The 16,578-nt window shown below is 68.2% G+C and carries 16 protein-coding genes and 3 pseudogenes; 13 read left to right on the top strand and 6 right to left on the bottom strand.

Features of this window, described 5'->3' with window-relative positions; genetic code table 11:
• The 6 genes and pseudogenes from GJ629_RS07975 to GJ629_RS07995 form a co-directional block, all read left to right on the top strand.
• Positions 1–308: hypothetical protein (locus GJ629_RS07975; RefSeq protein ID WP_231754550.1), on the top strand; the 308-nt coding region annotated here is incomplete at its 5' end.
• A gap of 9 nt (positions 309–317) precedes the next feature.
• Positions 318–440, top strand: a pseudogene (locus tag GJ629_RS18180) (hypothetical protein); the annotation flags it as partial.
• A gap of 65 nt (positions 441–505) precedes the next feature.
• Positions 506–1,021 (top strand): annotated as a pseudogene (locus tag GJ629_RS07980) (carbamoyltransferase HypF); the annotation flags it as partial.
• A gap of 156 nt (positions 1,022–1,177) precedes the next feature.
• Positions 1,178–3,187, top strand: coding sequence for an ATP-binding protein (locus tag GJ629_RS07985; protein WP_157512517.1), 2,010 nt, complete (start codon positions 1,178–1,180; stop codon positions 3,185–3,187).
• Positions 3,184–3,624: a response regulator gene (locus GJ629_RS07990; RefSeq protein ID WP_157512518.1), complete on the top strand. Its 441-nt coding sequence runs from the start codon at positions 3,184–3,186 to the stop codon at positions 3,622–3,624. The genes GJ629_RS07985 and GJ629_RS07990 overlap by 4 nt, the downstream gene beginning before the upstream one ends.
• Before the next feature lies 1 nt (position 3,625).
• Complete coding sequence (locus tag GJ629_RS07995; protein ID WP_231754551.1) at positions 3,626–5,059, top strand: hybrid sensor histidine kinase/response regulator; 1,434 nt, start codon at positions 3,626–3,628, stop codon at positions 5,057–5,059.
• Positions 5,060–5,185: 126 nt separating this feature from the next.
• Here GJ629_RS07995 and GJ629_RS08005 read toward each other — a convergent pair whose 3' ends face one another.
• Complete coding sequence (locus tag GJ629_RS08005; protein ID WP_157512520.1) at positions 5,186–5,671, bottom strand: hypothetical protein; 486 nt, start codon at positions 5,669–5,671, stop codon at positions 5,186–5,188.
• Positions 5,672–5,764: 93 nt separating this feature from the next.
• On the opposite strand from GJ629_RS08005, the pseudogene GJ629_RS08010 reads away from it, so the two are divergent.
• A pseudogene (locus GJ629_RS08010) lies at positions 5,765–6,384 on the top strand (METTL5 family protein).
• On the opposite strand, the gene GJ629_RS08015 reads toward GJ629_RS08010, so the two are convergent.
• Both GJ629_RS08015 and GJ629_RS17940 read right to left on the bottom strand, forming a co-directional pair.
• Positions 6,381–8,099 carry a rhomboid family intramembrane serine protease gene (locus tag GJ629_RS08015; protein ID WP_157512521.1) on the bottom strand — a complete coding sequence of 573 codons (1,719 nt, stop codon included), beginning with the start codon at positions 8,097–8,099 and terminating at the stop codon, positions 6,381–6,383. The pseudogene GJ629_RS08010 and the gene GJ629_RS08015 sit on opposite strands and share 4 nt — an antisense overlap.
• Positions 8,100–8,454: 355 nt before the next feature.
• A complete protein-coding gene (locus tag GJ629_RS17940) occupies positions 8,455–8,697 on the bottom strand; it encodes a hypothetical protein (RefSeq protein ID WP_370515829.1) in 243 nt (80 codons plus the stop codon).
• A 57-nt stretch (positions 8,698–8,754) separates the two neighbouring features.
• Between GJ629_RS17940 and GJ629_RS17945 the strand changes: the two genes are divergently transcribed.
• Positions 8,755–9,408, top strand: coding sequence for an FG-GAP repeat protein (locus GJ629_RS17945; RefSeq protein WP_370515830.1), 654 nt, complete (start codon positions 8,755–8,757; stop codon positions 9,406–9,408).
• Between the two features lie 165 nt (positions 9,409–9,573).
• Entirely contained in the window at positions 9,574–11,529 is a 1,956-nt protein-coding gene (gene thrS / locus GJ629_RS08030) for a threonine--tRNA ligase (RefSeq protein ID WP_157512524.1), read from the top strand.
• Between the two features lie 3 nt (positions 11,530–11,532).
• Here the strand turns inward: thrS and GJ629_RS08035 are convergent, their stop codons facing one another.
• Entirely contained in the window at positions 11,533–11,847 is a 315-nt protein-coding gene (locus GJ629_RS08035) for a 2Fe-2S iron-sulfur cluster-binding protein (protein ID WP_157512525.1), read from the bottom strand.
• 182 nt (positions 11,848–12,029) lie between these two features.
• Here GJ629_RS08035 and GJ629_RS08040 point away from each other — a divergent pair, with 182 nt between their 5' ends.
• Together GJ629_RS08040 and GJ629_RS08045 are read left to right on the top strand one after the other, a co-directional pair.
• Positions 12,030–12,248 carry a ribbon-helix-helix domain-containing protein gene (locus GJ629_RS08040; protein WP_157512530.1) on the top strand — a complete coding sequence of 73 codons (219 nt, stop codon included), beginning with the start codon at positions 12,030–12,032 and terminating at the stop codon, positions 12,246–12,248.
• A 124-nt stretch (positions 12,249–12,372) separates the two neighbouring features.
• Positions 12,373–12,651, top strand: a complete 279-nt coding sequence (locus tag GJ629_RS08045) for a UPF0058 family protein (protein ID WP_157512526.1) — start codon at positions 12,373–12,375, stop codon at positions 12,649–12,651.
• Here the strand turns inward: GJ629_RS08045 and GJ629_RS08050 are convergent.
• Positions 12,648–13,427, bottom strand: a complete 780-nt coding sequence (locus GJ629_RS08050; protein ID WP_157512527.1) for an enoyl-CoA hydratase/isomerase family protein — start codon at positions 13,425–13,427, stop codon at positions 12,648–12,650. The genes GJ629_RS08045 and GJ629_RS08050 overlap by 4 nt on opposite strands.
• An 81-nt stretch (positions 13,428–13,508) precedes the next feature.
• Between GJ629_RS08050 and GJ629_RS08055 the strand changes: the two genes are divergently transcribed.
• The gene (locus GJ629_RS08055) at positions 13,509–14,909 is read left to right on the top strand and encodes a deoxyribodipyrimidine photo-lyase (protein WP_157512528.1); all 1,401 of its coding nucleotides are present in this window, start codon (positions 13,509–13,511) and stop codon (positions 14,907–14,909) included.
• 416 nt (positions 14,910–15,325) lie between these two features.
• Positions 15,326–15,937 (top strand): superoxide dismutase, encoded by a 612-nt coding sequence (gene sod / locus GJ629_RS08060; protein ID WP_157512529.1) that lies wholly within the window; start codon positions 15,326–15,328, stop codon positions 15,935–15,937.
• A gap of 32 nt (positions 15,938–15,969) precedes the next feature.
• Here the strand turns inward: sod and GJ629_RS08065 are convergent.
• Positions 15,970–16,578: HAMP domain-containing sensor histidine kinase (locus GJ629_RS08065; protein ID WP_197428501.1), on the bottom strand; the 609-nt coding region annotated here is incomplete at its 5' end.

Genomic DNA, 16,578 nt, shown 5'->3' on the forward strand with positions numbered 1-16,578 from the left:
GGACCGGGATGATCCGTCCTCTACACAGCATATCGGCGGACGTGGACGGGCCGGACGGCGCGCAGGCACATCGGGAGACAGTCGACCACCTGCTGACGTTGCTGCAGTCCGACCCCGATATCGTCGCCCACGACGAGCATCCGGAGTACGTCACGACGGCCGAAAGGCGCGCCGGCGGCCCGAGCGAGCGGTGGGCGTCCAGCACCACCACGCTCACGCGGCGTCGCTTCTGGCCGAACACGGCGTCGACCGGGGGGTCGTCGCTACGCTCGACGGGACGGGGTACGGTCCCGACGGGGACGGTGTGAGGCGGGGAGGTGCTGGTCGCGGACCGGCGGTCGTTCGAGCGAGTCGGCGGGCTGGCACCGTTCGGCCTCCCGGGCGGGACCGCCGCGGTCGAGTTCCCCGCGCGGACGCTCGCGACGCTCCTCGACGACGCGGCGGCCGTCGACAGTCTGCTGGCCGACCGGGGCGTGCAGGCGGGGGGACGAGCGAGAGCGACGCCGCTCGCGTCCGTCGGCAGGCCGAGCGTGGGGTCAACTGCCCGACGACGACCAGCGCCGGACGGTACCTCGACGCCGTGGCCGCACTGCTCGGCGTCTGTACGCGGCGACGCTATCAGGGTCAACCAGCGATGGAACTGGAGGCCGTCGCGGCGCGGGGCGAGCCGCTGGGATGGGTGGTCCCGGAGCGGACCGTCGACGGCCGCCGCTGTGTCGACACGGCGGCGGTAGTCCGGCACATTGCGGACGCGCGGGAGTCGGAGTCGACGGCCGACCTCGCGGCGACGGCACAGTCGGTGCTGGCGCGCGGCCTCGCCGCGATTGCTGAGGGACCTGCCGACGACCGCGGACTTCCGGTCGGTCTGAGCGGCGGTGTGGCCGCGAACGGCGCGATACGACGGACCCTCCGGGCGTCGCTGGGCGACCGCTCGCTGTTGACACACCGTGAGGTCCCGCCCGGCGACGGCGGGTTGGCCTACGGACAGGCCGTCGTCGCACTGGCCGGAGCCGGGGACTGACGGGGTCCCGGGGTCGGTCAGACCGCGGACCGTTCGCACGACTGATACTCGGGCAGGTACCGTTTTGAGGAGTCCGACCGAGTGTAGAGTAGAGAGACCGGACGGACCAGCGCACGCTCGCTGGAGACGCCGTGCGCGTTCGGTCCACGGAGAACGATGACATTCGCTACACCGACATCGACGACGTACGTGAAACCGTTAGAGCGGGACCGCACCGGGATCACGGTCCTCGCCGCCGGTGTCCCGGCCGACGCGCGCGAGGGCATCGCGGCGGCGCTGACCGACCGCGACGACGACGCCGCCGTCCTCGACGCCCCGACGGCGAGCGAGGTTCGCGACCGCGTGACCGACACCACAATCGACTGCGTCCTCGTCGGCGAGCACCTCCGGGAGACGAGCGTCCGTGACTTCTTCGCGGCCCTGCCCGAGGACGGTCCACCGGTCGTCTGTTACGTCGACGGCGGGCACTCCGGCCTCGCGGCCGACGCCGTCAACGCCGGTGCCGAGGGCTACTTCGAACACGGCGAGGGCGGCGACCACTACGCGGCCGTCGCCCACCGCATCGAGGCGGTGGCCGAGGAGTACGCACACGTCGCGGAACTGGCAGAGACCTGCCGTTTGCTCTTGTGCCTCACCGAGTACACCGACGACTCGCTGTGGATGTTCAGCGGCGACTGGACCGAGACGGCAGTCGTCAACGACGCCTACGAGTCGGTGTGGAACCGCTCGATAACCGATCTGATCGAGGACCCGGCGGACTTCCTCCGGGACATCCACCCCGACGACCGGCCGGCGATAGAGGAGGGGATGGCGACGCTCTCGGCCGGGGAGTCGGCGAGTATAGAGTACCGCATCGAGTACGACGACGACGCCTACCACTGGCTGAGCGTCCACGCCGAACCTGTCTTCGACGAGGACGGCGACGTGGAGTACGTCGCCGGGTTCACGCGGGACGTGACCGACCTGAAAGAACGAGAGGTGGGGATGCGGGCGCTCAACGAGCGCTCGACGGTGCTGCTCGAAGCACGCGAACGCGAGGCAGTCGTGGAGATGGCGCTCGACATCGTCGAGGAGGTGGTCGACTGCTCGCTCGCCGTTGTCCGTGGCCACCGCGATGACGACGAAGCGCTGGCCCCCCTCGGGGCCACGGAGTCGGCGCTGGAACTCGTGGGCGCGACCACCGTGTCGGACCTCGGGACCGTCCCCGCCGGCACGCCGCTGTACGACGCGTTCCGGCAGGACAGTTCGACGCTGATCGACGACGACGATGCGATCACCGCGGCCGTCGGCACGAACGACGCCGTGGGGTCGCTGCTGGTCGTGCCACTCGGCGACCACGGCGTCCTCGGCCTCGGTTCCCCGCCGGGCGAACAGTGGGGAGGGTTCGACCGGGATATGGTGGAACTGCTCGGCCGGACCGTGACGGCCGCGCTGGACCGCGTCGAACGCGACGAGCAACTGGACGCCTACCGCCAGCGCCTCGAACAGTCAAACGAGAACCTCCAGCAGTTCGCCTACGTCGCCTCCCACGACTTACAGGAACCGCTCCGGATGGTCTCCAGTTACGTGGACCTACTGGAGAGCGAGTACGGCGACGAACTCGACGAGGAAGCCGAGGAGTATATGCACTACGCAGTCGACGGCGCACAGCGGATGAAGGCGATGATCGACGGCCTGCTGGCGTACTCCCGCGTCGAGACCCAAGGGGAGTCCTTCGAGCGCGTCGACACGACGGCAGTCGTCGAGAACACGCTCCGGGAACTGTCGCTGTTGCTCGATGAGAACGGGACGACCGTCGAGTACGGCGACCTCCCCGCGGTCGAGGGCGACGAGACACAGATCGGACAGGTGTTCCAGAACTTGCTCAAAAACGCAGCCGAACACGGTGACGCGACGACAGTAGAGATAACCGCGACGACGACGGACGACCGCGTCGCGGTGGCGGTGACCGACGACGGCACCGGTATCCCGCCCGAGGAACAGGCGTCGATATTCGACATCTTCGAACAGGGCCACGCCGCCGAGGACGGCAGCGGTATCGGGCTGGCGGTGTGTGACCGCATCGTCGAACGGCACGACGGAACGCTCACCGTCGACTCCGCGCCCGGCGAGGGAACCACGTTCACCGTGACGCTGCCGCGGGCCCTCGAGGAGGGACAGCGATGACCGACACCGGACAGCCAGTCGAGATTCTGCTGGCCGAAGACAACCCCGGCGACGTGAAACTCACCGAGAAGGCCCTCGAACGCGGCAACGTCATCAACAACCTCCACGTCGTCAACGACGGCGTCGAGGCGCTCGCCTACCTCAGACAGGAGGGGGAGTACGCCGACCGGCCGCGGCCGGACCTGATGTTGCTGGACCTGAACATGCCGCGCAAGAGCGGCACCGAGGTACTGGAGGCCATCGGCGACGACGAGGACCTCCGGCGCATCCCGGTTGTCGTCCTCACCAGTTCCGAGGCCGAGGAGGACATCGTCAAGTCCTACGACCTGCACGCGAACGCCTACCTGACCAAGCCCGTCGACTTCGACGGCTTCCTCGACATCGTCTCCCGCATCGAGGAGTTCTGGCTGTCGGTCGTCAAGATGCCACCGGAGTAGTATGGCGCTGCAACAATCACAGCTCTCGGTGCTACTGGTCGAGGACAACCCCGGCGACGCGAAACTGGTCGAGCACCACCTCGACGCCGCCGTCACCGACCAGTACGTCGACGACCTCACGCTGACCCACACCGAACGGCTGTCCGAGGGGCTCTCGGTGGTCGAGGCGGACCCAGTCGACCTCCTCCTGTTGGACTTGGGCCTCCCGGAGTCGACGGGCTTGGACACTGTCGACAGGGTGCTCGACGCCGACCCCGGCGTCCCTATCATCGTGCTTACCGGCCTCGCCGACCGGGACACCTCCGTCGAGGCCATCTCCCGCGGCGTGCAGGACTACCTCCCGAAGGACGACCTCGACAGCGACCGCCTGATACGGTCGCTGCGGTACGCCTTAGAGCGCCACGAGCAGGAACAGCGCCTCCAGCGACAGACCGAGCAGATGGAGTTTTTCAACCGCATCCTGCGCCACGATATGCTCAACGGGATGAACGTCATCCAGGCCCGCGGGGAGTTGCTGGCAGCCGACTTGGATGGCGAGCAGGCGGCCTTCGCCGAGACCATCTGTGAGTGGAGCGACGACATCATCGACCTGACGGAGAAGATTCGGGCGATACTGGAGACGCTGACGGCCGAGTCTGACCCGGAACTCCACGCCGTCGACCTCGCGCCGATGGCCGAGTCGGCCGCGACCCGCGCGCGGTCGCTGGGCGCGAGCGTCGACGTGTCGGTGTCCGAGGGACTCTCCGTCCGTGCGGGACCGTTGCTTGAGGACGTGCTGTCGAACCTCACGACCAACGCGGCCGAACACGGCGGCGAGGACGTCTCGGTCACGCTCACGGCCGAGGCAGTGGGCAACCGCGTCGACGTCACCGTCGCCGACGACGGGACAGGGCTGTCGGCGACCGACGCCGAGTGGATATTCGACCGCGGCGAGAAGGGGAGCGCCTCCGGCGGGTCCGGATTCGGCCTCTACTTCGTCGCTCGATGGTCGAGGCCTACGGCGGGTCCGTCGAGGCGGATACCAGCGACGCCGGCGGCGCCGAGTTCGTCCTCGACCTCCCCAGCGCACGGACGTTCGGGTGAGGCGTCACTCCGTCGAGTCGAACTCGCGAGTGACCGCGTAGGCCGTCCCGTCGAAGGTGACAGTCGACTCGCGCGACGGGTCGGCCGTCGCCTCGACGTTCGACGGACCGACGACGACGACCGATTCGGCCTCCCGGTCGCGCAACAGCGCGAGCGCGTCGCCCAACAGCGGCCGGCGGCGCAGCGACTCGACGCAGTGGACCGTCGGGTCCGCGGCGTCGTCGGCCGCCGACACCGTGACGCGTTCGATGCGGTCGTCGTGCGGTCGCTCGGCCCGCAACGGCGGCCCCCTCGTCGGTCACGGTGGTCCCCTCGCGGACGGACAGCGAGAGTTCGGGAGCGTCGAGCGTGACGGTGGTCGCAAGCGACGGGTAGTCGACGACGCCGCCCGTCGAAAAGGCGTACGTGCCGCCGCCGAGGCGGTCCAGACGAAGGGTCGAGCGGTCGGCCCGCCGCCAGCTATCGGGCCGGGACTCGGCTATCGTCGCCAGCTCCCAGACGTGGCTCTCCCCCGAAGGGAGGTCGGTGAGCGGTTCGGGGATGGCGTCGGGTTCGATGCGGACCCACTCGCCGTCGACGTGTTTGTGGAGCCGCCAGTTGTAGGGGTTGAACCGGACGGTCGAGTCGGTGCCGTTGGCCAGCGCGAACCGAACCGGCTCCTCGTGGCCGAACGAGACGGCTTCGGGAACGACCTGCAGGGCCGACGCGACCGGCCGTAGGCCACCCAGTCGTCGGGGACGGCCGGGCCGTCGGCGGCCGCCTCCGGGGAGACGCCCTCGAACGGGAGCGAGAGGTCGACCTGAGACGCGGGCGTCGTCGGCCCCGTCTCCGTCGGCGTGGACGGTGGCGTGCCCGAGGACGGGTCCTCGGGCGTGGGCGGGTCTTCGGAGTCGAGGACGCCGCTGCAACCGGCGGTGGCGGCGGTGCCGGCGGCGAGCGCGGCGAGGAGGGATCTGCGGCGCATATCTGCCCCCGAGACGGCGACCGGCAAGTGTCTTCCGGCACGGCACCGGCGTCGGCGGACACCCTTTTGGGAGCGCCCGACGTACACCGATCGATGGCAACGAAGCGCGCGCTGGCCCAGCAACTCGGTGTCGTGGCGGGCTTTTCGGACCCCCAAGCACCGCTGGAACAGTACCGGACACCGCCCGATATCGCCGCCCAGTTGGTCCACACGGCCGACCTACAGGGGGATATCGACGGGCGGACCGTCGTCGATTTGGGCTGTGGCACCGGGATGCTCGCGCTTTCGGCCGCGCTCCGCGGGCCCCGCCGCGTCGTCGGCCTCGACGTCGACCCGGGACCGCTCGGCATCGCCCGCGAGAACGAGCGCCGGGTCGGGAGTCGGACCGACGTGGCGTGGCTCCGCGCGGACGCGACGCGAGCGCCGCTGTCGCTTACCGACGCGACGGTCGTGATGAACCCGCCGTTCGGCGCACAGGACGGCAACGAACACGCAGACCGGGCGTTCTGGAGACGGTCGCCGACATCGCCGCCGTCTCCTACTCCATCCACAACGCTGGCAGTCGCGCGTTCGTCGAGTCCTTCGCCGCGGACAACGGCGGCGAAGTGACCCACGCCTTCGCCGTCGAGTTGGACGTCGACTACCAGTTTTCGTTCCACGATAGCGAGCGCGCGACCATCGACGCCGAGGCGTTCCGCATCGTCTGGGACTAGCGGAAGCGTTCGAGTCCCGGATCCTGCTTGCTGGCGACCTGCACGCGAGTTCCCTCGTAGTTGGCGTACACCTGCTGGCCCGAGCGCTCGAACCGGATGTCGGCGACGGTGGCGTTCGCGCCGTCGTCGGGGAACTCCCCGACGCCCAGCGCCTCCTCGCCCCGCGTGACGACCACCTCGAAGCGCTCCTCGACGGTGCGGACCGAGATGGAGCGGTTGGCGATGACCACCTCGGAAGTCACCGGATCGGAGCGGAAGACCGTTCGGGCGTCGCCGTCTGGCGGGTGGAGACGGACCCGGTAGGTCGCGTCGCCGCCGACGACCGACCACCCCGTCCGGGTGACGTACACCGTCTCGCGCCACCCCGGTCCACCGACGGTGACGCTTGCGGCACCGCGGAGGCGCAACCGCTGTGCCGAGGCTGCCACCTGCCAGATGTTGCGGTCGGCGCTGGCGACGATGACGCCGCTTGCCTCCACGTCGGTCACGGCGTCGAGTCCGGGCACGACGTTCGATATCTGCTGGTTAGTCGTGTTCTCGGTGTAGCCGACCCGGTAGTCCCGCACCTCGACGGGGTCGTTGGGGAGGTCGGTCCCCTCGATATCACGGAGGTTGAGCGCCACGCCCGTCGCCGACATCCCGACGACGAGGAGGATTAGCGTGAGCGCCGCCACGGTCTGTCTGTTGATGTCCACCGTCGACAGCGACCGGAGCGAGCGACGGGCGGCCGTGGCGGCGTCAGTCCCGACGCGGCTGACCGCCACCGCGATGAACGCGACCAGCAGGAAGACGAACACCGTGCCGACGGTCCGGAAGAGGATGTACTGGCTGTTCCCGAGATACCAGTAGGCGACCCACAACCCCTGTCCGAGGCCAAACAGAAGCGCCGCGAAGTACACCCGGCCCGTGTCGGGTTGCTCGCCGCGTCGCCAGAGGAGATACCCCGCGAACAGCGCCCCGAGCAGGAACCCGAAGAGATGCCCCTGAATGGCCACGTCGGCGAACCAGACGCCCCCGGAGTTGGGCGTCGGTTGGGCGACTGAGACGGGGTTGTTGATTGCGCTGTCGAGTTTCGAGACGAGGCCGATGTTGGCGACGGCGAGGGCGACCACTGACAACAGCGGTCGGACGACGACGGCGAACCCGGCCAGCGCGAAGACGACCCCGGAGAAGCCGATGATCGGCCCCCACGAGAACGCCGCCGTCAGCAGGCCGGCGAGGACGATACAGGCGAAGAAGGCGAACGGCCGAACGTAGGGGTTCGTCCGGAGGCGAGCGAAGGCCGTCTCGCCGCGGCCGGTCGGGAAGTGGCTGTAGCCGTACTCGGCGACCCACCCGAACACCAACGCGCCCGCGGCGTTGCCGAAGAGGTGGCCGTAGCTCCCGTGTGAGAACGCGGCGCTGAGGACGCCAAGCGGGTACGTGAACGACGTGGCCTGAAAGGCGTAGGTGACGGGGGAGTTGCCCCACCCGCCCTGAACGACCCAGAAGACGGCGTAGATCAGCGCGATACCGGCGAGGGTTCCCCACGGCAGGCCGAGGACGAGTCGGGCGCGCAGACGGCGCGACCACCGGCCCTCGGGCCTGACGACGGCGTAGACGAGGCCGACCGAGGCGAGGACGCCGCCGACTAAAATCGCCTGCCAGACCGGGAGCGGGATCAGCGAGGCGATGTCGACCAGCGGGTTCGACTGCAGGACCGTCGCTCCGCGCATACGTCCACTGTGTGTTGGCGTGGCTTAGTGGTTGCGTGGCTGGAGGCGGACTCGCGCGGTTGCCGGCGGTCGATCAGGGCGCTTTTTCCTCCCGAGTGGTAGGGTCGAGTATGTGCCCGAGTCGTCGGTCGATGCTGGCAACGCTCGGGTGGGGGTCGGTCGCGGCCTTGGCAGGGTGTGGGTTACTGAATCGAACGGAACACGAGGTAGCGACGCTGTTCCCGCGCGGTGACGGCGACCCGACACTCGGGTCGTCGGTGGCGCTATCGGACGACGGCACGACGGCGCTGGTCGGTGCGCCGCGGGCGCGGAACCTCGCGGACGACCCGGGAGGCGTCGCCTTCGTCTTCGAGCGTCAGGTGGGTAACTGGCAGGAGGAGACGGGTCTCGCCACGACCGCCAGCGGTCCCGACGCCAGCCTCGGCGAGAGCGTCGACCTCTCCGCGGACGGGACGACGGCGCTCGTGTCCGTCCCGGGCGGCGGCGATACGGGGGCCGCAATCGTCTTCGAACGGACCGACGGGGAGTGGCGACAGACGCCGTTGGAGTCCGACGGGAGCGACGACGCGAGGGCGGTCGCGCTATCGGGAGACGGCACGACGGCGGTCGTCGGAACCGGCGATGCCGTCACCGTCTTCGGCCGAACTGATGGCCGATGGGACCAGCAGGTGCGACTCGCGGCTGTCGACGGCGACAGCGACATCGGCCTCGCCGTCTCCCGGGACGGTCGACGGGCGTTCGTCGGCGGACCGAGCGTCGTGGACGAGACGCCCGGCGAGGACGGCGGGGTCGCCGTCTTCGAGGGGGACGACTGGGGGCGGACAGCGACGATATCACCCGGCGACGCGACGGACGGGCCGTTCGGGGCGGCACTGGCGGCGAGCGACGACGGGTCGACGCTGCTCGTCGGGGCTGGGAGCGCCGACCCCGAGAGTTCGACAGCGGGGTCGGCGGCCGTCTACGCCGACGCCGACAGCGAGTGGACGCGCCGGGACCGCGTCACCGACCCGGAGAGTCGCGCGGGGTTCGGCGCGGCGGTCGACCTCTCGGGCGATGGCTCCCGGGCGGCCGTCGCAGTACCGGCGGCGACGGCCGACGCGGCGGCCCCGTTCGGGCCGGTCGTCCCGTCGAACGCGACGGCGAGTCGTGGGGTCGGCGGGCGGAACTGCGCCCGGTGGACGCGGACGGCGACCGGCGGTTCGGGACGGCCGTCGCCCTCGACGGCGACGGGTCGACGACGCTGGTCGGGGCCACGTCCGACGGCGACATCGACGGGGCGGAGTCGGGGACCGTCTACGTCTTCGAGTAGCGGCGCGGCCTTGGATTCGCGTGTCACGCCGTGTCTCACAAGGCTTATTTTAGTTACACACATCGACTCTGGTACGATGACCGTCGGTGATCGATTTACACCCGGGCGCAGATGACCCCCACCGACAGGTCGGATTTTCCGCCGCAGGCGCGGACGTGAGCACCCATGTCTAAACAGGAACAAGAGCGGTCCGTTTCGGTCGAACTGCCCGATGGCTCGGTCCTCGAGTTCGACGAGCCAGTCACTGTCGAAGACGTCGCCTACGACATCGGCCCCGGCCTCGGTGACGACTGCCGAGCGGGCCGCGTCGACGGCGAACTCGTCCCGCCGGAGTACGAGATCACCGAGGACGTCGTCCTCGAAATCGTCACGCCCGGCAGCGACGACTACGTCAACCTGATCCGCCACTCCGCGGCCCACGTCTTCGCCCAAGCGCTCCAGCGCGAGTTCCCCGAGGCCGAACTCGCAATCGGCCCGTGGACCGACGACGGATTCTACTACGACATCGCCGGCGTCGACATCGACGAGGACGACTTCGCTGCCATCGAAGAGGAGATGGCGGCCATCATCGAGGCCGACTACGACATCGAACGCGTCCACCGCTCCCGGGAGGACGCGAAAGCGATCTACGAGGACAACGAGTACAAACAGGACGTCTTGGAGACCGAGGCGGCCGGCGAGGACCCCATCTCCTTCTACCAGCAGGACGGCTGGCAGGACCTCTGTAAGGGCCCCCACGTCGAGTCGACCGGACAGATCGGCGCGACCAAACTTCTCCAGATCGCCTCCGCGCACTGGCGCGGCGAGGAGGAAAACGAGATGCTCACCCGCGTCTACGGCACGGCCTTCGAGAGCGAGGACGAGTTGGAGGAGTTCCTCGAGAACCGCCAGAAGGCCAAAGAGCGCGACCACCGCAAGATCGGACAGGAACTCAGTCTCTTCTCCATCGACGAGACGACCGGTCCGGGCCTGCCGCTGTACCACCCCAACGGCAAGACCGTCCTGAACGAACTGTCCGATTACGTCGCCGATCTCAACCGCGACGCCGACTACCGCGAGGTCGAGACGCCCCACGTCTTCCGGACCGAGTTGTGGAAAAAGTCCGGCCACTACGAGAACTACCGGGACGACATGTTCCTGCTGGACGTCAACGACGAGGAGTACGGCCTCAAGCCGATGAACTGCCCGGGCCACGCGACCATCTTCGATCAGGGCCAGTGGTCCTACCGTGACCTCCCGGTCCGGTACTTCGAGGACGGCAAGGTCTACCGGAAAGAACAGCGCGGCGAACTGTCGGGGCTCTCCCGGACGTGGTCGTTCACCATCGACGACGGCCACCTGTTCGTCCGCCCCGATCAGATCGAGGACGAGGTCCAGTCGATTATGGACATCATCCTGAACATCCTCGATACGTTCGATCTGGACTACAACGTCCAGTTCGCCACGCGACCGGAGAAGTCCGTCGGCAGCGACGAGATCTGGGAACGCGCCGAGAACCAACTGGAATCGGTGCTCGAATCCAACGACGTCGACTACGACATCGAACCCGGCGACGGCGCCTTCTACGGCCCGAAGATCGACTTCGCCTTCGAGGACGCCCTGGGCCGGTCGTGGGACGGTCCGACGGTCCAACTGGACTTCAATATGCCCGAGCGGTTCGACCTCTCTTACGTCGGCGAGGACAACGAGGACCACCGCCCGGTGATGATCCACCGCGCCCTGTACGGCTCCTACGAGCGCTTCTTCATGGTCCTCACCGAGCACTACAACGGGAAGTTCCCGCCGTGGCTGGCCCCCGAACAGGTCCGGATCCTCCCGATCAGCGACGACCAGATCCCCTACGCCAAGCAGATCAAAAACCAGTATCTCGGCGACCAACGGGTCACCATCGAGGACCGCTCGTGGACGGTCAAGCGGAAGATCCGGGAGGCCCACGACGACCGCGTCCCCTATATGCTGATTCTCGGCTCCGACGAGGAGGACGCGGGGACCATCTCCGTCCGCGACCGCAAAGAACAGGAACTCAACGACGTCGACCCGGACGCGTTCGTCGACCATCTGGAGACCGAAGTCGACCAGCGCCGGACGGACGTGACCTTCGTCCAGCAACACGGGAACTGACGGTCACTGCTGGCCCCAGAACCCCTCGTCTTTTTCGACCGTGAGGTCGCCGTGTACCCGGATTTGACACGCCAACCGTCGGCCGTCCTCGGCGTCGTGTGGCGGGAAATCCAGTCGCCACGCCTCCCGGCCTTCGGGAGTTGCTGGTTCGACGGGCCCGTCGACGCGCACCGCGCACGTTCCGCAGGTCCCGAAACCGTGACAGGAGACGGCACGCGGGCCGTTGTGTACCGAGCAGCCGGCATCGAGGAGGACGTCACGCAACAGCGCACCCTCCTGGCAGGCTATCTCCTCGTCGCGAAAGCGGACTACGGGCATACCGTCGATACGGTGTCGAGGCCCGTGAACCTGTGGCCGCCGGCCCCACCGGACGGCGGCGATGAGCTGTCACCGGGCGGTGAAACACCGAATCTCGACCGACCGAAAGCGGTGGCGTTTAGCGATCGGTGTCGGCCCCCGTCAGGTTTAACTACCCCTCAGTCGAAGCGAGCAACAACCAGATGCCGAAAGTAGAGATAACGGTGCCGGACCACCTGGAGATGCAGATCGCACAGCTGGTCGAGAAAGGCGAGTTCCTCAACCGCGAGGAGGCCATCGAGGACCTCCTCTCGACGGGACTGAAGGCCTACAAGACGAGCGGTCCGATGGACGAAGACGACGAGCCCGCCGGGTTCGAGGAAGACGGGATGATGGGCCACGACGACGAGTACGTCTTCTGATGACGACGACGGTCCGTTTCTGACGCCCCTTCCGCCGACGAGCCCGCACCCGCCCGTAGCCGCCTGTACGGGACGCAGTGGCAGGAAATACTTAACACGCCGTCTCGACATACGTTGTACCACGATGCACAAAGACGAGCTTCTGGAGCTACACGACCATATGGTGACCATCATGGAGTACTTCGACGCCCGCGAGGAGGTCCCCGACGACCTTTTCGACCCCTACCAAGAGCTAGACGTGACGCCGGCCGACGTCCACAAGTCCAAAAGCGAGCACAAACACGCCGTCTTCGTGCTGGGCAACGCCTTGGCAAACGCGATGAGCGACGACGAGTTCTCCGACGCCGGCCGCGTGGGCAAGCGCATGAAGGAACTGGCCGAGGACGCCGAGTCCAAGATCTAAAACTCCGGTTCCCGACCGTCCAGCGCCGCCGTGACGCCCTCCTCGAAGGCCGCCGTCTCCGAGAGGCCCACCGCCGCGCGTCGCTCTGCCGCCGTCGCCGCCGCGAGTCCACTCTCCTCTCTCCTGAGCAACCGCTTCGTGACCTGTAGCGCCGCCGACGGCGCCGTCGACAGCGTCGCCAGCAGCGACGCCAGTTCGTCGTCGAAGCCCTCGGCCGGAACGACCCGCGTCAACAGACCCAGTTCGGCGGCTTCGCGGGCGTCGACCATCCGACCGGTGTACAGCAACTCCGCGGCCACGTCGGGGGCGACGACCCGCGGGAGCAGCGCCGTCGCGCCAGCCACCGGCGAGTGGCCGAGACGGCCGAAGCCAAAGCCCATCGTCGCCTCGGTGCTGCCGAGTCGGATGTCACAGGCCAGCGCGAGGCAGGCACCCTCGCTGAAGGCCGTCCCGTCGACGGCGGCGACGGTCGGCAGGGGGAACGACGCGACGGCCGCGACGGCGTCGGCGACGCGGTCCAGACGGTCCCCGTAGGCCGCCTCGTCCAACTCACCGCGGGCGCGGGCGGCGTGGGCCTGCAGGTCGCCGCCGGCACAGAACACCTCGCCCTCGCCCCGGAGGACGACGGCGCGGGTAGCCGTCTCTCCGAGGCCTTCCAGCGCGGCCCGGAGTTCGTCGCCGGCGGCGGCCGTGAGCGCGTTCCGCTGGTCGGGCGCCGAGAGCGTGAGTATCGCCACGGCGTCGGAACGCTCGACCGTCACGAGGTCGTCCGTCATACCCGGCGGTGGGACGGGCGGCCGGAAAACGCTGTCGTCGCCGGCGGTGCATATAGGGGGGTCCCGTTCTATGGGGCAGGCATGCGAGTACACTGGCACCGGCGGGACCTCCGAGTCGCCGACAACGCCGCGCTGATGGCCGAGTCGGGGGCCGACCCGGTCGTCCCGCTGTTCGTCTTCGACCGCGAGGTGCTGGACGCCGGGGCACCGCCGCGGGTGGCGTTCATGCTCGACGCGCTCTCGTCGCTCCGTGAGGCTTACCGAGAGCGAGGGAGCGACCTCTTGGTCCGGTACGGCGACCCCCGCGAGGTCGTCCCCGAGGTGGCACAGTCGTCCGACGCCGACGCCGTCTCGTGGGCGAGAGACTACTCGGGACTGGCAAGAGAGCGTGACACCGCCGTCCGGCAAGCGCTGGACGACGCCGGGATCGACCGGCACGCGGTTCACGACGCCGTGCATCACGAGCCGGGGTCGATCACGACCAACGCCGGCGACCCCTACGCCGTGTTCACCTACTTCAGCAAGAAGTGGCACGACCGGCCCAAAGAGGAGCCATACGACGCCCCGACAGCCGATGCCCTCGCCGCCGTCGAGGACGACGAACCGCTGCCGACGCTCGCGGATCTGGGATTCGAGGAGCCCGAAGGTGAGATTCCGCCGGCCAGCACGGAGGCGGCCCGCGAGCGCCTGCAGGCATTCTGCGAGGAGGACATCTACCGCTACGACGACCGCCGGGACTACCCGGCCGACGATTGCACCTCGCGGTTGTCGGCCCATCTCAAGTGGGGGACTATCGGTATCAGAGAGGTGTACGAAGAGACTGAGCGAGCGAAAGCCGACGCCGCGGGCGAGCGCCGCGAGTCCGTCGCCGAGTACCAGGACCAACTGGCGTGGCGGGAATTTTACACACAGGTCCTCTGGGCGAACCCCGAGGTGGTGACGGACAACTACAAAGAGTACGAGAACCCGATCCAGTGGAACGACGACCCGGAGGCGTTGCAGGCGTGGAAGGACGGCGAGACGGGCTATCCCATCGTCGACGCGGGGATGCGCCAGTTGCGCGAGGAGGCGTACATGCACAACCGCGTGCGGATGATCGTCGCGTCGTTCCTGACAAAGGACCTCCTTTTGGACTGGCGAGAAGGGTACGACTGGTTCCGCGAGAAACTGGTCGACCACGACACCGCAAACGACAACGGCGGCTGGCAGTGGGCGGCCTCGACGGGCACCGACGCCCAGCCGTACTTCCGCATCTTCAACCCGATGACCCAAGGTGAGCGCTACGACCCCGACGCCGAGTACATCAAAGAGTACGTCCCGGAGTTGCGCGACGCGGACCCGGAGATAATCCACGGCTGGCACGAGGCGTCGCTGACCCAGCGACGGTCGGCCGCGCCGGAGTATCCCGACCCCATCGTCGACCACAGCGAACGGCGGGAGGATGCGATAGCGATGTTCGAGGAGGCGAGGGGCGACGACTGAACGTAGTGAAGGAGTCGGCCCTCGGAAACGCGAGCGGGGAGGGACGACCCGCGAGCAGCACGGGGCGATGAGTGACGGTCGGCGTGAGCGTAGCGAACGCCGACGAATGAACGAGCGGGGAGCGCAGCGACCCGCGAGTAAGCGCTAGCGAGTGATTCGGCCCTCGAACCAGCGAGCGGGGAGGAACGACCCGCGAGTAACGGTCGGCGTGAGCGTAGCGAGCGCCGACGAACGAACGAGCGGCGAAACGGACGCGGCGGGAGTACACGAGTTCCGGAAGTGCAATCGACAACAGATATCCTGTCCGTGTAATCGCTACGCATTACACCGACGGCGAATTTCTCGACATTCGTTAGCATACGTCTCCTTAAGGTTTAACAGGGTTCCACCCGACAGTTTTGCTGGAGGGATATTATATGAGTGAACACTCGAATCCTGAATTGCCGCCGCTGCCGTACGACTACGACGCGCTGGAGCCGCACATCTCCGAGCAGGTGCTGACCTGGCACCACGATACCCACCACCAGGGGTACGTCAACGGCCTCGAAAGCGCCGAGGAGACACTCGCGGAGAACCGCGAGGCCGGGGAGTTCGGTTCCTCCGGGTCGGCCATCCGGAACGTCACCCACAACGGTAGTGGACACTATCTCCACACGCTGTTCTGGGAGAACATGGACCCCAACGGCGGCGGCGAGCCGTCGGGCGAACTCGCCGACCGCATCGAGGAGGACTTTGGCTCCTACGAGGGCTGGAAAGGCGAGTTCGAAGCTGCCGCGGGCGCCGCGAGTGGCTGGGCGCTGCTGGTGTACGACCCCGTCGCCAAGCAACTGCGAAACCTCGTCGTCGACAAGCACGACCAGGGCGCTCTCTGGGGCTCACACCCCATCCTCGCGCTCGACGTCTGGGAGCACTCCTACTACTACGACTACGGCCCGGACCGCGGCGACTTCATCGACAACTTCTTCGAGGTCGTCGACTGGGACAAGGCCGCAGAGGAGTACGCGAAAGTCTCCGGACGCATCGAGTAACCCGGCACGACAACCCGATTTTTTCGCGTCGCTCACTCGGGAGTGGCGACGCCGTCGAACCGGAACCGCGCGCCGCCCTGCGAGCCTTCGCCGATAGCGAGCGACCAGTCGTGGGCGTCGGCGACGTGGGAGACGATCATCAGGCCGATACCGGAGCCGTCGGCCTCGGTGGTGTACCCCGGTTGGAGGACGTCCTCGCGGACCGACGGCGGGATGCCAGGGCCATCGTCCTCGATCAGAAAGCCGTCGTCGGTCACCGCGACGCGGACCGCTACGGCGTCCCCGCCGTGGTCGACGGAGTTTCGGTACAGGTTCTCCAGTAACTGCTGGAGGCGGTTCGGGTCGGCCGTGACGGTAGCGTCGCCGTCGACGGTCAGCGTCGCGTCCTCGGTGGCGACCGTCCCCCACGCCGCGCGGGCCGTCTCGGCCAGCGACACCGGCCGGCGCTCCGTGACGTCCTCGCCCTCCGTCGCGAGGGTAAGCAGGCCGTCGATGAGGCGCTCCATCCGGTCGTGAGCGCGTTCGGCGCGGTCGAAGTGGGTCGGGTCCCCACTCTCGCGGGCGAGTTGCATCGACCCCGAGGCGACGTTCAGCGGGTTCCGGAGGTCGTGGCTGACGACGCCGGCGAAGCGGTCGAGTTG

Source organism: Halapricum sp. CBA1109 (assembly GCF_009741825.1).
Taxonomy (GTDB): Archaea; Halobacteriota; Halobacteria; order Halobacteriales; family Haloarculaceae; genus Halapricum.

Bases quoted from the DNA above. Each gene is read 5' to 3' on its own strand.
- GJ629_RS07985 (WP_157512517.1), top strand. From the start codon at position 1,178: ATGACATTCGCTACACCGACATCGACGACGTACGTGAAACCGTTAGAG.
- GJ629_RS07990 (WP_157512518.1), top strand. From the start codon at position 3,184: ATGACCGACACCGGACAGCCAGTCGAGATTCTGCTGGCCGAAGACAAC.
- GJ629_RS07995 (WP_231754551.1), top strand. From the start codon at position 3,626: ATGGCGCTGCAACAATCACAGCTCTCGGTGCTACTGGTCGAGGACAAC.
- GJ629_RS08005 (WP_157512520.1), bottom strand. From the start codon at position 5,671: ATGCGCCGCAGATCCCTCCTCGCCGCGCTCGCCGCCGGCACCGCCGCC.
- GJ629_RS08015 (WP_157512521.1), bottom strand. From the start codon at position 8,099: ATGCGCGGAGCGACGGTCCTGCAGTCGAACCCGCTGGTCGACATCGCC.
- GJ629_RS17945 (WP_370515830.1), top strand. From the start codon at position 8,755: ATGGGACCAGCAGGTGCGACTCGCGGCTGTCGACGGCGACAGCGACAT.
- thrS (WP_157512524.1), top strand. From the start codon at position 9,574: ATGTCTAAACAGGAACAAGAGCGGTCCGTTTCGGTCGAACTGCCCGAT.
- GJ629_RS08035 (WP_157512525.1), bottom strand. From the start codon at position 11,847: ATGCCCGTAGTCCGCTTTCGCGACGAGGAGATAGCCTGCCAGGAGGGT.
- GJ629_RS08040 (WP_157512530.1), top strand. From the start codon at position 12,030: ATGCCGAAAGTAGAGATAACGGTGCCGGACCACCTGGAGATGCAGATC.
- GJ629_RS08045 (WP_157512526.1), top strand. From the start codon at position 12,373: ATGCACAAAGACGAGCTTCTGGAGCTACACGACCATATGGTGACCATC.
- GJ629_RS08050 (WP_157512527.1), bottom strand. From the start codon at position 13,427: ATGACGGACGACCTCGTGACGGTCGAGCGTTCCGACGCCGTGGCGATA.
- GJ629_RS08055 (WP_157512528.1), top strand. From the start codon at position 13,509: ATGCGAGTACACTGGCACCGGCGGGACCTCCGAGTCGCCGACAACGCC.
- sod (WP_157512529.1), top strand. From the start codon at position 15,326: ATGAGTGAACACTCGAATCCTGAATTGCCGCCGCTGCCGTACGACTAC.